General features: G+C 64.3%; 13 protein-coding genes and 2 pseudogenes. 3 read left to right on the top strand and 12 right to left on the bottom strand.

Translation table 11 applies throughout. The features are described from left to right. Window positions 1-110: 110 nt before the first annotated feature. The 5 genes from XANALMUS060_RS03515 to XANALMUS060_RS03495 form a co-directional block, all read right to left on the bottom strand. A complete protein-coding gene (locus tag XANALMUS060_RS03515; protein ID WP_082064869.1) occupies window positions 111-1,586 on the bottom strand; it encodes a GDSL-type esterase/lipase family protein in 1,476 nt (491 codons plus the stop codon). A gap of 212 nt (window positions 1,587-1,798) precedes the next feature. Beyond that, window positions 1,799-3,376 carry a DHA2 family efflux MFS transporter permease subunit gene (locus XANALMUS060_RS03510; RefSeq protein ID WP_045737173.1) on the bottom strand — a complete coding sequence of 526 codons (1,578 nt, stop codon included), beginning with the start codon at window positions 3,374-3,376 and terminating at the stop codon, window positions 1,799-1,801. 7 nt (window positions 3,377-3,383) lie between these two features. Then, window positions 3,384-4,565: an efflux RND transporter periplasmic adaptor subunit gene (locus XANALMUS060_RS03505; protein WP_045737172.1), complete on the bottom strand. Its 1,182-nt coding sequence runs from the start codon at window positions 4,563-4,565 to the stop codon at window positions 3,384-3,386. A gap of 10 nt (window positions 4,566-4,575) precedes the next feature. Continuing rightward, on the bottom strand, window positions 4,576-6,072 hold the full coding sequence (locus tag XANALMUS060_RS03500) for an efflux transporter outer membrane subunit (RefSeq protein WP_045737171.1): 1,497 nt from the start codon (window positions 6,070-6,072) through the stop codon (window positions 4,576-4,578). Further along, the gene (locus XANALMUS060_RS03495; RefSeq protein ID WP_045737170.1) at window positions 6,072-6,515 is read right to left on the bottom strand and encodes a MarR family transcriptional regulator; all 444 of its coding nucleotides are present in this window, start codon (window positions 6,513-6,515) and stop codon (window positions 6,072-6,074) included. The genes XANALMUS060_RS03500 and XANALMUS060_RS03495 overlap by 1 nt, the downstream gene beginning before the upstream one ends. Before the next feature lie 312 nt (window positions 6,516-6,827). Here XANALMUS060_RS03495 and XANALMUS060_RS19550 point away from each other — a divergent pair. After that, a pseudogene (locus XANALMUS060_RS19550) lies at window positions 6,828-6,959 on the top strand (IS5/IS1182 family transposase); the annotation flags it as partial. Between the two features lie 167 nt (window positions 6,960-7,126). Continuing rightward, window positions 7,127-9,370, top strand: coding sequence for a DNA topoisomerase IV subunit A (parC, locus tag XANALMUS060_RS03485; protein WP_045737169.1), 2,244 nt, complete (start codon window positions 7,127-7,129; stop codon window positions 9,368-9,370). 100 nt (window positions 9,371-9,470) lie between these two features. On the opposite strand, the gene bfr is transcribed toward parC, so the two are convergent. Beyond that, window positions 9,471-9,956 (bottom strand): bacterioferritin, encoded by a 486-nt coding sequence (gene bfr, locus XANALMUS060_RS03480; protein WP_045737168.1) that lies wholly within the window; start codon window positions 9,954-9,956, stop codon window positions 9,471-9,473. Window positions 9,957-10,249: 293 nt separating this feature from the next. On the opposite strand from bfr, the gene XANALMUS060_RS03475 reads away from it, so the two are divergent. After that, on the top strand, window positions 10,250-11,308 hold the full coding sequence (locus XANALMUS060_RS03475) for a right-handed parallel beta-helix repeat-containing protein (protein WP_045737167.1): 1,059 nt from the start codon (window positions 10,250-10,252) through the stop codon (window positions 11,306-11,308). A gap of 271 nt (window positions 11,309-11,579) precedes the next feature. Here the strand turns inward: XANALMUS060_RS03475 and asnB are convergent, their stop codons facing one another. The 6 genes and pseudogenes from asnB to XANALMUS060_RS03445 all read right to left on the bottom strand — a co-directional run bounded on the left by asnB (window position 11,580) and on the right by XANALMUS060_RS03445 (window position 20,491). Then, entirely contained in the window at window positions 11,580-13,271 is a 1,692-nt protein-coding gene (gene asnB, locus XANALMUS060_RS03470; protein WP_045737166.1) for an asparagine synthase B, read from the bottom strand. 282 nt (window positions 13,272-13,553) lie between these two features. Further along, a complete protein-coding gene (gene dapE / locus XANALMUS060_RS03465) occupies window positions 13,554-14,684 on the bottom strand; it encodes a succinyl-diaminopimelate desuccinylase (protein WP_045737165.1) in 1,131 nt (376 codons plus the stop codon). Window positions 14,685-15,064: 380 nt separating this feature from the next. Next, window positions 15,065-16,195, bottom strand: a complete 1,131-nt coding sequence (gene dapE, locus XANALMUS060_RS03460; protein ID WP_045737165.1) for a succinyl-diaminopimelate desuccinylase — start codon at window positions 16,193-16,195, stop codon at window positions 15,065-15,067. Between the two features lie 174 nt (window positions 16,196-16,369). After that, window positions 16,370-16,726, bottom strand: coding sequence for a Spx/MgsR family RNA polymerase-binding regulatory protein (locus XANALMUS060_RS03455; RefSeq protein WP_045737164.1), 357 nt, complete (start codon window positions 16,724-16,726; stop codon window positions 16,370-16,372). 136 nt (window positions 16,727-16,862) lie between these two features. Then, window positions 16,863-17,828 (bottom strand): annotated as a pseudogene (gene dapD, locus XANALMUS060_RS03450) (2,3,4,5-tetrahydropyridine-2,6-dicarboxylate N-succinyltransferase); the annotation flags it as partial. Between the two features lie 32 nt (window positions 17,829-17,860). Beyond that, window positions 17,861-20,491, bottom strand: a complete 2,631-nt coding sequence (locus XANALMUS060_RS03445) for a [protein-PII] uridylyltransferase (RefSeq protein ID WP_255352347.1) — start codon at window positions 20,489-20,491, stop codon at window positions 17,861-17,863. Window position 20,492: the final 1 nt, after the last annotated feature.

The raw sequence follows: 20,492 nt of genomic DNA, 5'->3' as shown, positions 1-20,492 counted from the left end.
GTACGCCACAGTTGCTGTGCCTTGTGCGCGCCCGCCCGACAACGACGGGCGAGGTTTGATTGGTCACTGTGAGCCGACACACGCGCCATGCAGCACGCGCCGACGCATGCTCAGCCGCCGACGCCGACCGCGCGCAAGGCATCGCCCCAAATGCGATAACCATCCTCGCTGGGATGGGTGCTGTCGGGCATCAGCGCCGCCGGCAAGCTACCATCGGGCTGTAGAAAACGCGCACCGATGTCGAGCCAGCGCACCTGCCGATCGTGATCGAAGCGCGCGGCCAGCAGACGGTTGGTCGCCAGGATCGGCGCACGCAGCGGCCCATCGGCGGCAAAGCCGCGCGGCAGGATCGCCATCAGGACAATCTTGCTGTGCGGCAGTCGGCGGCGTACCTCGGCCACCACTGCGGCAACACCGTCGGCGGTTTCCTGCGGCGTGTTGGTGCGCGCATGATCGGTGCCGGCGAGGTTGTTGGTGCCGATATTGATCACCACCCAACGCGGTGCCAGCCCGTCCAATTCGCCCTGACGCAGACGCCACAGCACGTTCTGAGTGCGGTCCCAGCCAAATCCCAGGTTCAGCACCCGCGCGCTGCCGAAGGTTCGCCGCCAGGCTTGCGCGCCGTTGACCCGGGTCGCCAGCGGCGGCCCGCCCCAGAAATGGGTGATCGAATCGCCCAGCAACACGATTTGCGGCTGCAACGGCCGGCCCTGCGCAAGCGCGGCATGATGGCGCGCGTACCAGTCGTAGGAATCCTGCTCCAACCACGGCACCGGGATCAGCGCGGTATTGAGCTCGCTCATCGCCGCCAGCGGGACCTGCGGCGGTGCGTCGAGCAGACGCGCCAGGGTCGGCTCGATGGCTTCGGCCAGACGTTGTTGTGCCTGTGGCGTGGCGAACGGTGACCCCGCGCCCTGCGGTGCGAACGCGGACAGCGCGGCGACATCCAGATAGGTCACGCGCGGATGTTCGCCATAGTGCACGGCCAGCATGCGATTGACTGCGTCCACGCGCGCACGCGCCTGCGCCGACCCGCTGCCGGGCAGCACGCCAAGCAACAGGATGCGCGTCTTCGGCAGGCGTTGCTCCAGCGTCGCCACCAGCGCATCGATTCCGAGCACGGTGTCCTCGGCGCTGCGCATGTCGTGATCATCCGCCGCGGTCCGCAGCAACAGCATCGCCACCTTGGGCTGGATGCCGTCGAGTTCACCGTGTTGTAAGCGCCACATCACATGCTCGGTCGCATCGCCGTCCACGCCCAGATCGAGCGCACCGCGCACCCCGTAAAAGGTCCGCCAGGCCGATGTGTCCGCCGCATCCGGCCCGCTGCTGCGGAAGATGGCGTCGCCGATCAGCAGCAGCGGAGTCTGCGCATGCGCACGCACCTGCGCGAGAATCTGCTGGTGGCGCTGCATCCATCCAGCCGCGTCCGCGCGCTCGGTCGGCGTGGCCGCCGCGACGATGGATGCTTGCGATACGCCGGCGCTGGCCGCGATGACAACGGCCAGCGAGAGCACGTATGCGCAGGCACGCCACGGCCGGACATGTTCGAAACGACACCACAAGGCGCGCAGAAAACGCTGCATATCCGAACCTGCCGACGTTTGCGAAGGGAGCCGCATTCTGTTGCATCGCGCGCAGCAACGGCAAGCACAGCATCGCGCAAGAGGGCGACTGGACACGCCACAGCGCACCTGCGCGCCGACCAGCGATGCACCACCTCCAGCCAAGCATGGCGCCACGCCACGACAGCGTCATCGCCACGCAGCAGAGCACGCACCGCAGCGGGGACAGCCCCTCAATGACCTCCGGCCGCCGCCGCTCCACCACCGCCACCGAACGGCGGCTTGGCCAGCCACACCAGGAAGACGATCGCCAAGAACCCCCAGCCCAACAGATAGCAGATGTCGTTGAACCCCATCTGCGATGCTTGGTGATTGATGCTGTTGTTGAGAAGCGCCGCGCCGTTTTGCAGACTGCCGCCGCCCATCGCCTGTATCCGTTCCTGCGTGCTGGGCGAATACGCGGAGAGATGCTCGGTCAGATGCGCGTGGTGCAACTGGGTGCGCTTGGCCCACAGGTAGGTGGTCAACGAGGCGGCGAAGCTACCGCCCAAGGTCCGCAGGAACGTCGCCAGACCGGAGCCGGCCGCGATCTCGCGCCCGTCCAGATCCGACAGCAGGATCTGCAACATCGGCATGAAGAACAGCGCCACCCCGATCCCCATCAACAACTGGATACCGGCCACGTTTTCGAAGCTGATTTGCAGATTGAAATCCGAACGCATGAAGCTGGTGATCGCCATGACGATGAAGGCGATGCTGGCAAGCAGGCGCAGATCGAAACGCGGTGCGTACTTGCCGACGAACGGCGTCATGATCACCGGCAAGATGCCGATCGGCGCGGTGGCAAGACCGGCCCAGATCGCGGTGTAGCCCATATCGCGCTGCAGCCACTGCGGAATCAGCAGCGACACGGCAAAAAATCCCGCATAGGCTACGATCAGCGCCATGGTGCCACTGCGAAAATTCCGGTGACGGAACAGACGCAGGTCGACGATCGGGTCGCTATCGGTGAATTCCCAGATCACGAACGTGGCCAACGCCACCACCGAAATCGCCGTGAGCACGACGATCTTGGTCGAGTTGAACCAGTCCTCGTCGTTGCCCAGATCCAGCACCACCTGCAGACATCCCACGCCAATGATCAGGGTGATCAGGCCGACGTAGTCCATGCGCGGACGCTCGGTCGGTTCGGGTCTGTCGCGCAACTGCGCGCCGACCACACTGGCGGCGATGATGCCCAGCGGCACGTTGATGAAGAAAATCCACTGCCAACTATAGTTGTCGGTGATCCAGCCACCGAGAATCGGCCCGGCGATGGGCGCCACGACGGTGATCATCGACAGCAGCGCCAGCGCATGCCCGCGCTTTTCGCGCGGATACACCGAAACCAGCAGACTCTGGGTGATCGGATACATCGGACCGCAGACGAAGCCCTGCAGCGCACGCGACACCACCAGCATGCCCATGCTCTGGGCCAGACCGCACAGCAACGAGGCCATGGTGAAGGCCAAGGTGGCCCACACGAACAACTTGGTCTCGCCGAAGCGACGACTGAGGAAGCCGGTCAACGGCAGCGCAATCGCGTTGCTCACCGCGAACGAGGTGATGACCCAGGTCGCTTGTTGCGAACTGGCGCCGAGATTACCGGCGATGGTCGGCAAGGACACATTGGCGATGGTGGTGTCGAGCACCTGCATGAACGAGGCCAGCGCCAAACCGAATGTGCACAACGCCACGCTGGCCGGACGAAATCCGGCGACCGGTGCGCCTGGCATACCGGGCGCGGCAGGAGCAACAGCTTGGTTGGACATGGCAGGCTCAATTCGCCTTGGCGACGGCGGGCAGGTTGGCTTGGATGATCTGCGCGACTGCCGCGTCGGCTTGCTGCAACTGCTGCGCATAGACATCGGTGCCCAACAGCGGGCCGGTGGCCGGATTGATCGGCAGCACATTGCCGTTTTGCTGGTGCATGTCGACCTCGGTCTTCATCGACAAGCCGATGCGCAATGGATGCTCCGCCAGTTGCTTGGCATCGATGCCGATGCGCACCGGCACGCGCTGCACGATCTTGATCCAATTGCCGCTGGCATTTTGCGACGGCAGCAACGAGAACGCACTGCCAGTGCCGATGCCCAGACTTTGCACCGTGCCATGGTAGACCACCCCACTGCCATACACATCCGACTCCATGTCCACCGGCTGGCCCAGACGCATGTGCTTGAGCTGGGTTTCCTTGAAATTGGCATCCACCCAGACCTGATTCAACGGCACCACCACCATCAACGTGGTGCCAGGCTGCACGCGCTGGCCGACCTGCACCGAACGCCGCGCCACGTAGCCGGAAACCGGCGCCAGGATGGCGGTGCGGGCGTTGTTGAGAAAGGCCTGACGCATCTGCGCGGCAGCGGCCTGCACTTCGGGTTGCCGATCCACGCCGGTGGCGTCGATCAGCACGCTGCTGCGCGCCAAGGTTTCGCGCGAACCGCTGACAGCCGCTTCAGCGGCGGCCAACTGGTCGCGGGCATGCGCCAGCTCTTCGGCGGAGATCGCACCGTTGGCCACCAGGCCGGCACGGCGCGCGACATCGGCACGGGCGCGCTGCAAAATCACCTGCTGCGCGGACAGTTCGGCCTGTGCGCCGTCGACCGAGCGGTACAAGCCACGCACCTGACGCACGGTGCGCGCCAGATTGGCCTGCGCCTGCTGCAGCGCCACCTCGGTTTCGGCCGGATCGAGCTTCACCAGTAGCTGACCGCGCTCCACGCGCATGCCATCGTCGGCGTCGATCCGCACCACGGTACCGCCCACCATCGGCGTGATCTGCACCAGATTGCCCTGCACGTAGGCATCGTCGGTTTGCTCGTACCAGCGACCAATGCAGAAATACCAGATTGCGAAGGCGATCAGCGCCAGCACCACGACGACGGCCAAGCCGCGCAGCAGCTTGCCGCGCCGGCTGGAGGCGGCAACGGAGGAAGCGGGAGTGGATGTCTGATTCATTGCAGCGATCTCAAGAATGCGAAGAAGCGGTAGAAGACGTGGGTGCATCGGCAGCGGAAGTGGCTTCGTCACCACCGCCCAGCGCCTCATTCAGGCGCACCGAGACCAGGATTTGGTTTGTCTGTAGCAAGGCCAGACGCTGCTGCGCCTCGAACAATTGCTGCTGGACGCTGAGCACGTCCAGATAGTTGCCGATGCCAGCGTGGTAGCGCTGTTGGGCCAGATCGAAAGCGGCTTGCGCGGTGTCCACTGCCTGCGTCTGCTGCTGGGCCTGCTGCGCGAGCGAGCGCGCCGCACTGACCTGATCGGCCACTTCGCGCAGTGCTGCCACCAGCGCCTGGTTGTAATTGGCCACGGCCAAGTCGTACTGGGCATCGCGCTCGGCAAGCCGGCTGCGCAGTCGGCCGCTATCGAACAGCGGCAGGCTCACCCCCGGGCTGAGAATACCCAACACCGACCCGCTCTTGAAGAAGTCGCCAGGATTGCTCGTGACAAGGCCGCCCAGAAAGGTGAGATTGATGCTGGGGTAGAACTGCGTCTTGGCCGCATGAATCCCCTGCGCGGCGGCCTCGACTCGCCAACGTGCGGCGACCACGTCGGGACGGCGGCCGAGCAGGTCGCTCGGCAGCACCGACGGCAGCGATACCGCCTGTGGGTCGAGCAAGCGCGGGCGCTGGATCTGCAACCCGCGATCGGGACCACGCCCAAGCAAGGCCGCCAGCGCGATTCGTGCTTCGTCGATCTGCTGTTGCGCGGCCTGCTGCTGCTGGCGCGCCAAGGGCAGGCGCGCCTCGGCCTGGCGCAGTTGCAAGGTGCTGTCGATCCCGGCATCGCGACGCTGCCGCACCAGTTTCAGGCTGTGATCAGCACGCGCCAGTTCCGCGCCGGCAAGCTCGTACAAGCGCCAGGCGTAACCGAGTTGCACATAGGCGCGGGCGACAGCGGCGGATAGATCCAGACGCGCGGCCTGCGCATCGACCTGCGCGGCATGCGCCTGATCCACCGCCGCTTCCCACGCTGCACGTTTACCGCCCCACAGGTCGACGCCATAGCTGAAATCCAGCAGCGCATGCTCGTCGTGGAGGTATTGGCCGCCGATCTTGTCACCGACCAGATTCTTGGGCAATTGCAGCCCGGTGTAACCGGCCGACAGCGACAATTTAGCGCCACGATCGGCATTGGCGGCACCGGCCTGCGCCTGCGCCAGGCGCACGCGCGCGTCCGCGGCTTCCAAGCTCGGCGTGCCCTGCAAGGCTTCGGCAATGAGCGCGTCGAGTTGCCCATCACCCAACGCCTTCCACCAGTCCTGCTGCGGCCACGGCGCAGGCGTCAGGACGTCGTCACGCAAGGTGTGATCCAGATGCAACTGGCGATCGGCATCGAGCCGATGGCCGTGCGGCTCCAGGCCACGACTGCTGGCGCATGCGGCCAGCGCCAGGGTAAGTGCAGCGACCACCAGCGGACGCAGACGAGGAGACGTGGTGGATGGCTTCATGAGGGTATTCATCAGGAATTGAGAGAATCGCGAACGCGGATCAACAGCGAAGTGAGGTGCTCACGCTCCTCAGCGGAAAGATCGCTCAGAGCGCTGGCGATAACCTCATCGCCACGCAGCCTGAGTTGCTCCCACATGGCGCGGCCCTCGTCATTGAGGACGATACGCAAGGCACGCCGGTCATGCGCGTGCGCTTCGCGGCGTACCCATCCCAGTTCCTCGAACTTGTCCAGCAGGCGGGTGACCGCGCTGGGGTTCTGGTCGATCGCCTGAGCCAGAGCGTTGGCACTGCACGGCGACATGTGGGCCAGAGCCTTCATGCCGATGTAATGGCTGGCGCCTAAACCGAGCTGCAACTCGGCCATCCCAGCATCCAAACGCCGCATCAGCGCGTCGCGCACCTGCCGCAGAAGCAAGCCGAACGCGGGACGGTCTGGGGAAGAGAAGGTGTTCATGATGTCAATTATTTTTATATAAAAATATTTGTCAAGCGAATATTTTAAAATGAAATTAAGTGTTCCATGAAGGCAGGCCATGCTCCCGTCACGAAAGCCTCAGCTGGACACCTGAGCAGACGCCATGCCTGCCCCGCCCCACTTCATGGATCGTCCACGGCCAGCCACGCGGCACGCACGGCTCGGCATTCCCTGCCGCATCCGGGATAACCGACCAGTTGCTCTGCGGCCTTCTTCGCGGCCTTCGCCTAGGGCCTGTCATCAATTGCTCGGATAGGCGATGCTTGTTGCCCCTTTCCGTCGCGACCTGCCATGGCACGTCGCGACGCCCTGCGAGACGATCAATGGGATCGCATCGGCGATCTACTTCCCGGCCGCGCCGGCCATGTCGGTGTCACCGCCAAAGACAATCGGCTGTTTGTCGAAGCCGTGCTCTACCGCTTTTGTCGCGACGTCGCGGCCACTGTGAGGCCATGCACCGACACGCGCTCTGGCCATCAAAGACCCGCGGCAACCGCACGCGCGGCTTGGCATTAACTGCCACATCCGGATAATCGACCAGTTGCTGTGCGGCGTCCCTCGCCGCCTTCGCCTAGAGGTGTTTCCTGCGCATGACCGATCTCGCCCGCCCCGCCTTCCATGGTTTCGAGCAGCTACCCCTGCGCGAATACGCCGAACGCGCCTACCTCGACTACTCCATGTACGTGGTGCTGGACCGCGCCCTGCCGTTCCTCGGCGATGGCCTGAAGCCCGTGCAGCGGCGCATCATCTATGCGATGAGCGAGTTGGGCTTGAACGCGGCGGCCAAGCCGAAGAAGTCCGCACGTACCGTCGGCGACGTGATCGGCAAGTACCACCCGCACGGCGACAGCGCCTGCTACGAGGCATTGGTGCTGATGGCGCAGCCGTTCTCCTACCGCTATCCGCTGATCGAAGGCCAGGGCAACTTCGGCTCCACCGACGATCCGAAATCGTTCGCGGCGATGCGCTATACCGAATCCAAGCTGACCCCCATCGCCGAAGTGCTGCTCGGCGAGCTCGGCCAGGGCACGGTGGACTGGTCACCGAACTTCGACGGCACCCTGGACGAACCGACCTGGATGCCGGCGCGGCTGCCGCACCTGTTGCTCAACGGCACCACCGGCATCGCCGTGGGCATGGCCACCGACGTGCCACCGCACAACCTCAACGAGATCGTCAGCGCACTGATCCGCCTGCTCGACGACCCCGACGCCAGCGTCGCCGAGCTGTGCGAACACGTGCGCGGCCCGGACTATCCGAGCACCGCGGAAATCATCACCCCGGTCGCCGACTTGCACGCGATGTACGCAACCGGACACGGCAGCGTGCGCGCACGCGCCACCTACCAAAAAGAAAACACCAACATCGTGGTGACCGCGCTGCCCTACCAGGTCTCCCCGTCCAAGGTGATCGAGCAGATCGCGCAGCAGATGCGCGCCAAGAAGCTGCCGTGGCTGGAGGACATCCGCGACGAGTCCGACCACGCCAATCCGGTGCGCGTGGTGCTGGTGCCGCGTTCCAACCGCGTCGACGCCGACCAGCTGATGGGCCACCTGTTCGCCACCACCGATCTGGAGCGCAGCTACCGCATCAACCTCAACGTGATCGGCCTGGATGGCCGCCCACAGGTCAAGAACCTCAAGACCCTGCTGGAAGAATGGCTGCGTTTCCGCAGCGATACCGTCGTCCGCCGACTCAATCACCGCCTGGAGAAAGTGGAACGGCGCCTGCACCTGCTGGAAGGTCTGCTGGTCGCATTCCTCAACCTGGACGAAGTGATCCGCATCATCCGCAGCGAAGACGAGCCGAAACCGGCGTTGATCGCGCGCTTCGCGCTCAGCGAGGAACAGGCCGACTACATCCTGGAAACCCGCCTGCGCCAGCTCGCGCGGCTGGAAGAGATGAAGATCCGCGGCGAGCAGGACGCGCTGGCCAAGGAGCGCGAGCAGTTGCAGGCCGTGCTGGCCAGCAAGACAAAACTGAAAAAGCTGATCAAGGACGAACTGATCGCCGACGCCAAGAAGTTCGGCGATGCGCGACGCTCGCCGCTGGTGCGGCGCGAAGCCGCGCAGGCCATCGACGAGACCGAACTGGTGCCGAGCGAACCGATGACCATCGTGATGTCGGAGAAAGGCTGGATCCGAGCGGCCAAGGGCCACGACGTGGACCCGGCCGCGCTCGCCTACCGCGACGGCGACAGCCTGCTGGCGGCGGTGCGCGGTCGCAGCACCCAGCAGGTGGCGTTTGTGGATTCGGAAGGCCGCGCCTATTCGACCCTCGTGCATACCCTGCCCTCGGCGCGCGGCAACGGCGAACCGCTGACCGGGCGCTTCTCGCCCGCGGCCGGCGTGGCATTCCAGGCGCTGGCGACGGGCGAAAACGATACCCGTGTGGTATTAGCGTCTTCGCACGGCTACGGCTTCATCACCCGCTTTGAAAACCTGACCAGCCGCAACAAGGCCGGCAAGGCCATGCTCAACCTGACTCCCAACGCCAAGGTGCTGTCCCCGGCCACGGTGAGCAATGCAGAGACCGACCGCATCGTCGCGGTCACCAGCGCCGGCCATCTGCTGGCCTTCCCGGTCGCCGAGCTACCCGAGCTGGACAAGGGTAAAGGCAACAAGATCATCGACATCCCCAAGGCCAAACTCGGCACCGAGCGAGTCGTGGCAATCGCGGCGGTGACGCCGGGTAACACCCTGCTGGTGAAGAGCGGCCAGCGCACCATGTCGCTGTCGTTCAAAGACTTGGACGCCTACCTGGGCGCGCGCGCCAGCCGTGGTGGCCTGTTGCCGCGTGGCTGGCAGAAGGTGGACGACCTCGCGGTGGAGTAAGTCGGAAAGCAGGAACGCGCGAGCGCATACCGCGCTCGGCACAGTCCGCCACCTGCGTAATCGCCGCCCGCGCGCGGGCGGCACCGCGCGCGGACGTCGGTCAGGCGTTCTTGGCGCGCGCGTCGATCTGCGCAGTCTGGTACAGCGCCAGGCCCAGACGTTTGATCAGCCCCAATTGCTGCTCCAGCCACCAGGCATGGTCTTCTTCGGTGTCGCGCAGTTGTGCCAACAGCACGTCGCGACTGACGTAGTCGCCATGTTGTTCGCATAATTTCATGGCCGCAGCCAGATTCGCGCGCACTTCGTATTCGACCTTCAAGTCCTTTTCCAGCATCTGCTCAACCGTGCGACCGGGTTCGAACGCGAGCGCACGCATGTCCGGATCTCCCTCCAGGAACAGGATGCGCCGCAGTATTGCATCGGCATGCTCGGTCTCCTCTTCCATCTCGTGATTGATCCGCTCGTACAGCGCCAGCAGACCCTGATCTTCGTAGCGCCGTGAGTGAATGAAATACTGATCGCGCGCGGCCAGTTCACCACGCAGCAACTCCTTGAGGCATTGGACGACGTCGGGATGTCCCTTCATAGGTGGGCTCTGTGTTGTCGATTGAAGCTGTCATAGTGCCCGAGACGACGCTGTCACGTTCCAATCGGAATCATTCACATCCAGATTGCACGCCCGCCTGCGCGCCATCGCATCCATACGTGATAAGGCGCACAGCCTGCGTCAACCACCACGCAAGCACGACACGCCTCGACACACGCGCCACACGCTGACATTAAGCTCACGGGTACGACAATGACGCCTTGCCACCATGCCGATACCGTGGCGCACACCGACAACCCCGCCTCTCCTACCCCACGTGGAGTCCGAACCCAATGAAGCATCGCCCCCTGCTCGCACTGCTGCTGCCACTGGCGACGGCCCTGGCGTCCACAGCCCATGCTGCGCCGTCCCAAGCTAAGACCGCTACCGCTGGTGCTACTACTGCTACCGATTGCAGTCTGCGCGCGGAACCCGGCAACGACCTGCAGGCCATGATCGACAGCCTTCCTAACGATGGCAAACCGGCGACGCTCTGCCTGAGCGCCGGCGACTTTCACTTGAACAAATTGCTGTCGATCCAGCGCAACGGCCTGCGCCTGCGTGGCGAGGGCGATACGACAGTGCTACGCATGCGCGATGGCGTGCAACAACCGACCATCGTGCTCGGCGACTATCAGCACGAACGCCCGCTACGGCCGATCAGCGACGTCCAGATCAGCCAATTGCAGATCGTCGGCGGCGACGCCCAGAAGGAATTCATGCCCGAACTGCCGTACCTGAGCAACAGTTTGGTGGTGGTGCGCAGCGGACAGAACATCCAACTCACCCATCTGCGGGTGAACAAGTGCCGCAGCGCCTGCCTGCTCAGCGAATACGACAGCCACGACCTGCTGATCGCTCACAACGACATCTCCGGCGCGACCTGGGACGGGGTATCGTTCAACCGCAGCGCCAAGATCAAACTGCTCGACAACACGATTCATGACAATGTCGCCGCCGGCATCACCACCGAGCACCTGGAAGACAGCGAGATCCGGAATAACCGTCTAGAGCGCAATGGCAGCCAAGGCCTGTACCTGTCCGATTCACGCGGCAACCTGTTTACCGGTAACCAGTTCATCGATAACAAGGGAGCTGGCCTGTACCTGACCTGTTCGATCCGCCAGCGCACGCCGGAGATCCTGTGCTGGGACAACAGCATGAGCCAGAACAACACCTTCGAGCACAACATCTTCCGCGGCAATCCGTTCACCTACATGGTCGGCGTAAACAGCGCGGCCAACTGCACAGGCAGCGATTTCCAACCGAATCTGTGGCGCAACAACGAGGGCACGGCCTCCGGCGTGGACATCCTGCCTGATCGTTACGGGTACTGCGTGCGGTTCAAATAACCGCATGCGGGAAGCAAGACCGAATCACTGGCATGGTTTGGTCTTGAATGAAGGCCCCGCCCACTGCGAGCCAGGCCAAACACCTCGGCTTCTCCGAGTCGCCGTGACTCAGTGGGCAACATGACCTCACAGGCAATGGATGGGCGTAGATGGCCGCGCATTCGCACTTCCGGCTTGATACGCCACCAATCCGAACACGATCGGCATTGTCTGCACAATCGCCGGTTCGAATGGCTGGCGGGGAATGCGGCCGCACGCCCCGCCGCATCGATCAGGCCAAGGCCTGTTCGTGCACGCCGGCCACCGCACGCCCGGAGGGATCGGCCATCGTCGCGAAGCTCGCATCCCAGGCAATCGCCGCCGGCGACGAGCACGCGATCGACTTGCCGCCTGGCACGGTCTCGGCTGCCGCCGGCGTGGGGAAGGCGCGTTCGAACAGGCTGCGGTAGTAATAGGCTTCCTTGGTCTGCGGTGGATTCACCGGGAAGCGCTTGTCGGCTGCGGCCAGTTCGCGGTCGCTGACCTGGGTCTGCGCATGCGCTTTCAATCCATCGATCCAGCCATACCCGACGCCATCGCTGAACTGCTCCTTCTGCCGCCACAGGATCGACTCCGGCAGATAGCCCTCGAATGCCTCGCGCAGCACCGCCTTTTCGATGCGCTTGCGGCCATCTGCGCGGACGCCAGCCATTTTGTACTGAGCATCCATGCGCATTGCCACATCCAGGAACTCCACGTCCAGAAACGGCACGCGCGGCTCCACGCCCCAGGCCATCATCGACTTGTTGGCGCGCAGGCAATCGTAGTTGTACAACGCATCGAGTTTGCGGATCAGCTCCTCATGGAACTCGCGCGCGTTCGGCGCCTTGTGGAAATACAGATAACCGCCGAAGATTTCGTCGCTCCCCTCGCCGGACAGCACCATCTTCACTCCCATCGCCTTGATCCGCCGCGCCAACAGGAACATCGGAGTGGAAGCGCGGATGGTGGTGACGTCATAGGTCTCGATGTGGCGGATGACCTCCGGCAGCGCATCCAGGCCTTCCTCGAAGGTGTATTCGAAACCGTGATGCACGGTCCCCAGCGCTTCGGCGGCAATCGCGGCGGCGGCCAGATCGGGCGATCCTTTCAGGCCAATGGCGAAAGAATGCAGGCGTGGCCACCAGGCCTCGGCCTCATCGTTCTCCTCGATGCGCTTGCGCGCAAAACGCGCGGCCACCGCTGCCACCAGTGAAGAATCCAGGCCACCGGACAACAACACGCCATAGGGCACGTCGGTCATCAACTGGCGATGCACCGCGCGCTCGAACGCCTCGCGCAGTTCCTGCTTGCTCACCTCCACGTCCTGCACGGCGGCGTAATCGCGCCACGGCCTGCGGTAGTACTGCACCAACGCACCACTGGCGCTGTCGTAGTAGTGGCCCGGCGGGAATTGGGCGACATCGGCACAACTATCGGCCAGCGATTTCATTTCCGAGGCCACGCGCAGGCGTCCCTGCGCGTCATGCCCCCAATACAACGGGCACACGCCCATCGGATCGCGCGCGATCAGCACGCGGCCTGCGGCCTTGTCCCACAGCGCGAAGGCGAAGATGCCGTTGAGCCGGTCGAGCAGCGCGGCTGGCGCGTCCTCACGGTACAGAGCGTTGATCACTTCGCAATCCGAACCGGTCTGGAACGCATAGGGCTGGGTCAGTTGCTGTTTCAGTTCGCGGTGGTTGTAGATCTCCCCATTGACCGCCAGGGCCAACTGGCCGTCCTCGGACAGCAAGGGTTGCGCGCCACCGGCCGGATCCACGATGGCCAGGCGCTCGTGTACCAGAATCGCACCGTCATCGACATACACACCGCTCCAGTCCGGGCCACGATGGCGCTGGCGCTGCGAGCAATCCAACGCCTGCCGACGCAATGCCTGCAGGTCGTCGCCCGGTTGCAGGCCGAAGATGCCGAAAATCGAACACATGCGAAACTCCTGATCGTGGGGCCGAGTGGGGATTGTCGCCGGTCATGACGCACCGGGTGATTGCAAAAGGAGCCCACGCACGCACAAAAAAACCCGCATCGGCCGATGCGGGTTGTCTGAGAGCTGGGCGTGGTGTTGCTGGTAACGCCTAGTCGCAGACCCGCATCGGCCACGCAGGATGATTCGCCAGCGCATGGTTACGAGCGTTGGCGCGAATCGGGCGGAAGGCAGACAGCGCGTTCATTGACCGAACGTAACCCGGTGCGCGAGCCGACGCAACTGTTACGAGAGCAACCGTTCGATCAGGCGCAGGTAGAGCCCAGGCAATGCGTGCAGATCGGCCACACGCACATGTTCGTCCACCTGATGGATGCTGGCGTTGACCGGGCCGACCTCGATGCACTGGGCACCCAATGGCGCGATGAAACGCGCATCGGACGTGCCGCCGCCGGTGCTTTCCTCCGGCGGCGCGCCGGCGAAGGCGCCCAGTACTTCGCGCGCTATCCCGCGCAGGATGCCTTCAGGGGTATAGAACGGTTCACCGCTGCGATGCCACTGCACGCTGTAGTCCAAACCATGGCGGTCGAGCAGCGCGGCGATCTCCGCTTCCAGCCGTGGCGCATCCCAGTGCGGGGTGTAGCGCAGATTGAAGGCGACCTGCAATTGGCCGGGAATCACATTGTTCGCGCCGGTCCCGGCGTGCACGTTGGAAATCTGCAGACTCGTCGGCGGGAAGCTTTCGTAACCGTCGTCCCAATGCCGCGCGACTAGTTCGGTCAGCGCTGGCGCAGCGAGATGGATCGGATTGCGCGCCTTGTGTGGGTAGGCCACATGCCCCTGTACCCCGCGCACCGTCAACGCGCCAGACAAGCTGCCGCGACGCCCGACACGCAATAGATCGCCCAGCCGTTCGGTGGACGAAGGTTCGCCGGTGATGCACCAGTCGATGCGTTCGCCACGTTCGGCGAACAGGCGCGCCACATGACGCACACCGTCGAGCGCAGGGCCTTCCTCGTCGCTGGTCAGCAGCACCGCCAGCGTGCCAGGGTGCTGTGGATGCGCCGCGACATACTGCTCGCACGCGATCACGAATGCAGCCACGCTGCCCTTCATGTCGGCGGCACCGCGACCGTACAGCACGCCGTCGCGTATCTGCGGCGCAAATGGATCACTGGTCCAGGCCTCACGCGGCCCAGGCGGCACCACGTCGGTATGACCGAGCAGCATGAGGACAGGGCCGTCACCACCGCCATGCGTCGCCCACAGGTTATCGACCTGGCCACAACGCAGACGCTCGATGACGAAGCCTGCGCGCGCCAAGCGTTGTGCGATCAATTCCTGGCAGCCGGCATCCTCCGGCGTCACCGAGGGGCGGGCGATCAGGTCGCAGGCAAGTTCAATCACATCGGACATGGTCGGTCATCACGATCAGAGCGGCGTTGCGTGGCTTTATGCTAGCAGCCGCAAATAGAGGGAAACATGCAGCATCGCGCCCGCGCTCAGCGCTGTGCACACACGAGAACAGGCAGGCGGCGCAGCGAGCCCAAGACTCAACTCAGACGCTACAACCGCGCGCGCATCATGGCGTCAATCGACGCCACAACCCGCATCGGCCGATGCGGGTTGTCTGAGAGCTGGGCGTGGTGTTGCTGGTAACGCCTAGTCGCAGACCCGCATCGGCCACGCAGGATGATTCGCCAGCGCATGGTTACGAGCGTTGGCGCGAATCGGGCGGAAGGCAGACAGCGCGTTCATTGACCGAACGTAACCCGGTGCGCGAGCCGACGCAACTGTTACGAGAGCAACCGTTCGATCAGGCGCAGGTAGAGCCCAGGCAATGCGTGCAGATCGGCCACACGCACATGTTCGTCCACCTGATGGATGCTGGCGTTGACCGGGCCGACCTCGATGCACTGGGCACCCAATGGCGCGATGAAACGCGCATCGGACGTGCCGCCGCCGGTGCTTTCCTCCGGCGGCGCGCCGGCGAAGGCGCCCAGTACTTCGCGCGCTATCCCGCGCAGGATGCCTTCAGGGGTATAGAACGGTTCACCGCTGCGATGCCACTGCACGCTGTAGTCCAAACCATGGCGGTCGAGCAGCGCGGCGATCTCCGCTTCCAGCCGTGGCGCATCCCAGTGCGGGGTGTAGCGCAGATTGAAGGCGACCTGCAATTGGCCGGGAATCACATTGTTCGCGCCGGTCCCGGCGTGCACGTTGGAAATCTGCAGACTCGTCGGCGGGAAGCTTTCGTAACCGTCGTCCCAATGCCGCGCGACTAGTTCGGTCAGCGCTGGCGCAGCGAGATGGATCGGATTGCGCGCCTTGTGTGGGTAGGCCACATGCCCCTGTACCCCGCGCACCGTCAACGCGCCAGACAAGCTGCCGCGACGCCCGACACGCAATAGATCGCCCAGCCGTTCGGTGGACGAAGGTTCGCCGGTGATGCACCAGTCGATGCGTTCGCCACGTTCGGCGAACAGGCGCGCCACATGACGCACACCGTCGAGCGCAGGGCCTTCCTCGTCGCTGGTCAGCAGCACCGCCAGCGTGCCAGGGTGCTGTGGATGCGCCGCGACATACTGCTCGCACGCGATCACGAATGCAGCCACGCTGCCCTTCATGTCGGCGGCACCGCGACCGTACAGCACGCCGTCGCGTATCTGCGGCGCAAATGGATCACTGGTCCAGGCCTCACGCGGCCCAGGCGGCACCACGTCGGTATGACCGAGCAGCATGAGGACAGGGCCGTCACCACCGCCATGCGTCGCCCACAGGTTATCGACCTGGCCACAACGCAGACGCTCGATGACGAAGCCTGCGCGCGCCAAGCGTTGTGCGATCAATTCCTGGCAGCCGGCATCCTCCGGCGTCACCGAGGGGCGGGCGATCAGGTCGCAGGCAAGTTCAATCACATCGGACATGGTCGGTCATCACGATCAGAGCGGCGTTGCGTGGCTTTATGCTAGCAGCCGCAAATAGAGGGAAACATGCAGCATCGCGCCCGCGCTCAGCGCTGTGCACACACGAGAACAGGCAGGCGGCGCAGCGAGCCCAAGACTCAACTCAGACGCTACAACCGCGCGCGCATCATGGCGTCAATCGACGCCAAAACGCTGCTTGAACGCATTGTCGGAAAAGCCCTGGCTGATCCGGCCATCGGCGGTCAGTACCAGCGGCCGCCGGATCAGTTGCGGATACTCGCGCAACAGCAGCTTCCATTCGGCATCGGAACCCGGCGTCTTCTTGTTTTCCGGCAGTTGCCGCCAGGTGGTCGAGGATTTGTTGACCAGCGCGTCGAAGCCGCCGACCTTGCCCGCCCACTCCAACAAGGTGTCGGGCGTGGGCGCGTTGGCGCGGTAATCGACAAACGTATGGGCGATGCCGAAACGCTCCAGCCACTTGATCGCTTTCTTGCAGGTATCGCAGTTTTTCAATCCGTAGATCGTCGTCATCTCGAAATCTCAACAATTGCGCGTCGCGCGTGTTGCAACACATCAGGGGATTCGGGTCAGGACAAACGCGCCGCGATGGGGTCGCATACTGCGCCACACGCATCCACTGCGACGCGCCATCGGCGAACACAACGTGTCAGTCGGCCAGACCGCGCAGCAGTTCGTTGACGCTGGTCTTGCTGCGCGTCTTGGCATCGACCTGCTTGACGATCACCGCACAGTACAGCGAGTGCGAACCGTCCTTGGCCGGCAACTGGCCAGACACCACCACGCTGTAAGGCGGGACGTAGCCATAGGAAATTTCGCCGGTGGCGCGGTTGTAGATCCGCGTACTCTGACCAATGAACACGCCCATGCCGATCACGCTGTGGTGGCCGACCACCACGCCCTCCACCACTTCCGAGCGCGCGCCGATGAAACAGTGGTCCTCGATGATGGTCGGGCTGGCCTGCAACGGCTCCAGCACACCGCCAATGCCGGCGCCGCCGGACAAATGGCAGTGTTTGCCGATCTGCGCGCAGGAACCGACCGTCGCCCACGTATCGACCATGGTGCCCTCGCCCACGTGCGCGCCGATGTTGGTGAAACTCGGCATCAGCACCACGTCCTTGCCGAAGTAACTGCCACGTCGCGCAACCGCACCCGGCACCACACGCACCCCGGCCTTGCGGAATTCGGCTTCGTGGTAACCGGCGAAACGCGATTCCACCTTGTCCCAGAACGGGGCCGGCTGCGCCTCGATGACCGCCATCTCATTGACCCGGAAATACAGCAGTACGGCTTTCTTCAACCACTCGTTGAGTTTCCAGCCGCCGTGTCCATCCGGTTCGGAAACACGGAATTCGCCTGTTTCCAAGCCATCAATGACACGATTGACCACAGGCCGGGTCGAACCCTCGATCTCGTCCAGAGTCAACATGGCGCGGCGCTCGAAGGCGCTGTCGATCATGAACTTCAGTTCGTCGACACTGGGCGTGGCAGCCGGCTTGACCTGCGCAATATTGGATGCGGACTTCGGCGCCGACCTGGGCGCAGTACGCTTGGCGGCAGTGGCACGCTTGGCCGGCTTAGCTGTGGCAACGGGCTTCTTGGCGACAACGGGCTTCTTCTTCGCGGCAGGCTTCTTGGTAGCCATCAATGAACTTCTCCAGGCGGGGTATCGGGGTCCAGGCATGCCTGCAACGCGGCATGCAGCGCCTGGCGGGATGCGTCGGTCAACGGTAAGTTGTAATCGTCGGTAATGTGGAACATGTCCTCGGCGCGCTCGCCGAAGGTGGCGATACGCGCGTCATGCACGCGCAAGCGCTGACAGCGCAGCACCAAGGTCACATCCGCCAGCAAGCCTGGACGGTCCGGTGCGACCAGGCTCAGACGGGTCAGGCGCTCGTCCAGGCTGTCGGGAAACTCGATGCGCGGTGGAAAACGGAAATACCGCAGTTGCCGCGGCACCGCACGCCGCGCAGGACGCAAACGCGCCAGGTCGCCGGCCAGCGCCTCGCGCAGCGCCGCTTCCAGTTGCACCGTGTCGCTCGTGGCAAACGCATCGCCCGGCACCACCTCGAAGGTGTCGAAGATCGCACCATGCGGTGCGTCGAGCGCGCGTGCGCGGTGGATGCCATAGCCGAGCCGGCCCAGGGTCATCACGATTCCGGCGAACAAGCCGTCGCGATCGGGCGAATAGACGAACACTTCCAGCGCAGCGTCGTCGGGCGTGACCGGACGCACCCTCACCAAAGTGCCGCCCAATTCCACCTCCATCAGCGAAGTGGCCTGCCAAGCCAGTTGCTCGGGACGAAAGCGCAGGAAACTCTCGTCCGGCATTCCGGAGAACTGACGCGAGATGATGGCATCGTCGTGCCCCTGGAAGTGCATCAGCGCACGCGTGGCATCGCGTGCTTCCTGCAGCCGTTCCGCCACGGGCAGCGGATGCTCCAGACCTTCGCGCAACGCGCGACGCGCGGCGAAATACAGGTCTACCAGCAGTCGGTCCTTCCACGCATTCCATAATTTTGGGCTGGTGCCAGCGATATCGGCACAGGTCAGCAGATACAGATAATCCAGGCGCTCGCGGTCGCCCACCAGCGTGGCGAAGCGATGAATCACCTCCACGTCGGTGATGTCCTGCTTTTGTGCGGTCACCGACATGTGCAGATGCTGCTGCACCAACCAGGCGACCAGCTCGGTGTCGACAGCAATGAGGCCGTGACAGGCGCAGAACGCACGCGCATCCACCGCCCCCAGTTCGGAGTGATCGCCACCACGCCCCTTGGCGATGTCGTGGAACAGACCCGCCAACAACAGCAATTCCGGCTTGCGCAACCGCGGCCAGACTTCGCGTGCGATCGAAAAGCGCTCGTCGGCGCGCGTACTGGCGAACGTCTCGATGTTCTTCAACACCATCAACGTGTGTTGATCGACCGTGTAGACATGGAACAGATCGAACTGCATGCGTCCGGACACCTGCGCGAACGCGGGGATCCACTGCCCGAGCACACCCAGGCGCGCCATTCTGGTCAGCGTCTGTACCGCACGTGGACCGCGCAGCAGCGCCATGAAGCGCTCGCGCGCCAGCGTGCTGGCGCTGTCGTAGGACGGCAGCGACGCCAATGCCTCCGCCAGGGCACGCGCGGTCAGCGAATGCAGGCCACGTATCTCGCCATGCGCAGCCCAGGTTGCGAACAACGCAAACACCTGCACCGGATCGGCCTGCGGCCAGCTCTCGGCATCGGCGGCGAGATAACCGCGCCGCAGCGAGAATCCACCGCCGAGCGGTTGCGGCTGCGTTTCGCCATCGAACTGTTCCTCAAAGCGCTGCAGCAATCTGTCGCTGATCCGGCGCACGATCGCCGCACTGCGATAGAAGCGCTGCATCATCTTCTCCACTCCCAGGCTCTCGGGATCGTCGGAGAAGCCCATTCGCTGCGCCAAGGCCTTCTGATAATCGAAGCGCAAGCGCTCTTCCGGTCGGTTGGCCTGCAGATGCAGGCCATAGCGCAGCCGCGACAATTCGCAGCGTTCGCGACGCAAGGCCGCAGCCTCATCGCTACCGACATGGCCCAGCCCGACCAGCGGTTCCAGATCGCGCACACCGAAGGCACGCAGCGCCATCCAACCCAGGGTGTGCAGATCGCGCAACCCACCGGGGCCGTCTTTGATATCCGGTTCCAGATTGTCGGCGGTGTCACCGAAACGCTGATGGCGGGCCTGTAATTCTTCGCGCTTGGCCTGGAAGAACGCACGCGGCGGCCAGCGGTGCGGCGGCGCGATCGCGGCGGCCAACGCCGCCGTCGCGGCGGCATCGGCGAGCAAGGGACGGGCTTCGATCAGCGCGGTCAGCACGGTCTGGTCGGCGCAGGCCGCCGTGCATTGCGCGGCCGAGCGCACCGCATGGCTGACCGGCACACCGGCATCCCAGAGCAATGGAAACAGCCGCGCCAGTGCCTGTTCGTGGACCCCATGGCACGCACATTCGCCGAACACCAACAGGTCGATGTCCGAACGCGGGAACAGCTCGCCGCGACCGTAACCGCCGACCGCGAACAAGGCCAGGCCCGCCTCCGGCGGCACGCAACGCCGCCAGGCATCACGGATGACGTGGTCCAGCGCACGTGCGCGCAACGCCAACAAGCGGTCGATCTCCTCGCCATGGTCGAAGCGCTTGCTCAGCCGGGCATCGGCCTGCGCCAGCAATTGCCGGATCGCGAGCGCCCACGCCGCATCGTCCACATCGGCACCCGGCATGCCGGCATCGGCACCGACCGACAAC

The organism is Xanthomonas sp. MUS 060, assembly GCF_000963215.1.
Classification (GTDB): Bacteria; Pseudomonadota; Gammaproteobacteria; order Xanthomonadales; family Xanthomonadaceae; genus Xanthomonas_A.
This window is presented reverse-complemented; position numbering and strand designations above follow the sequence as displayed.

Bases quoted from the DNA above. Each gene is read 5' to 3' on its own strand.
- asnB (WP_045737166.1), bottom strand. From the start codon at position 13,271: ATGTGTTCGATTTTCGGCATCTTCGGCCTGCAACCGGGCGACGACCTG.
- dapE (WP_045737165.1), bottom strand. From the start codon at position 16,195: ATGTCCGATGTGATTGAACTTGCCTGCGACCTGATCGCCCGCCCCTCG.
- XANALMUS060_RS03500 (WP_045737171.1), bottom strand. From the start codon at position 6,072: ATGAATACCCTCATGAAGCCATCCACCACGTCTCCTCGTCTGCGTCCG.
- dapE (WP_045737165.1), bottom strand. From the start codon at position 14,684: ATGTCCGATGTGATTGAACTTGCCTGCGACCTGATCGCCCGCCCCTCG.
- XANALMUS060_RS03505 (WP_045737172.1), bottom strand. From the start codon at position 4,565: ATGAATCAGACATCCACTCCCGCTTCCTCCGTTGCCGCCTCCAGCCGG.
- XANALMUS060_RS03495 (WP_045737170.1), bottom strand. From the start codon at position 6,515: ATGAACACCTTCTCTTCCCCAGACCGTCCCGCGTTCGGCTTGCTTCTG.
- XANALMUS060_RS03515 (WP_082064869.1), bottom strand. From the start codon at position 1,586: ATGCAGCGTTTTCTGCGCGCCTTGTGGTGTCGTTTCGAACATGTCCGG.
- XANALMUS060_RS03510 (WP_045737173.1), bottom strand. From the start codon at position 3,376: ATGTCCAACCAAGCTGTTGCTCCTGCCGCGCCCGGTATGCCAGGCGCA.
- XANALMUS060_RS03455 (WP_045737164.1), bottom strand. From the start codon at position 16,726: ATGACGACGATCTACGGATTGAAAAACTGCGATACCTGCAAGAAAGCG.
- parC (WP_045737169.1), top strand. From the start codon at position 7,127: ATGACCGATCTCGCCCGCCCCGCCTTCCATGGTTTCGAGCAGCTACCC.
- bfr (WP_045737168.1), bottom strand. From the start codon at position 9,956: ATGAAGGGACATCCCGACGTCGTCCAATGCCTCAAGGAGTTGCTGCGT.
- XANALMUS060_RS03475 (WP_045737167.1), top strand. From the start codon at position 10,250: ATGAAGCATCGCCCCCTGCTCGCACTGCTGCTGCCACTGGCGACGGCC.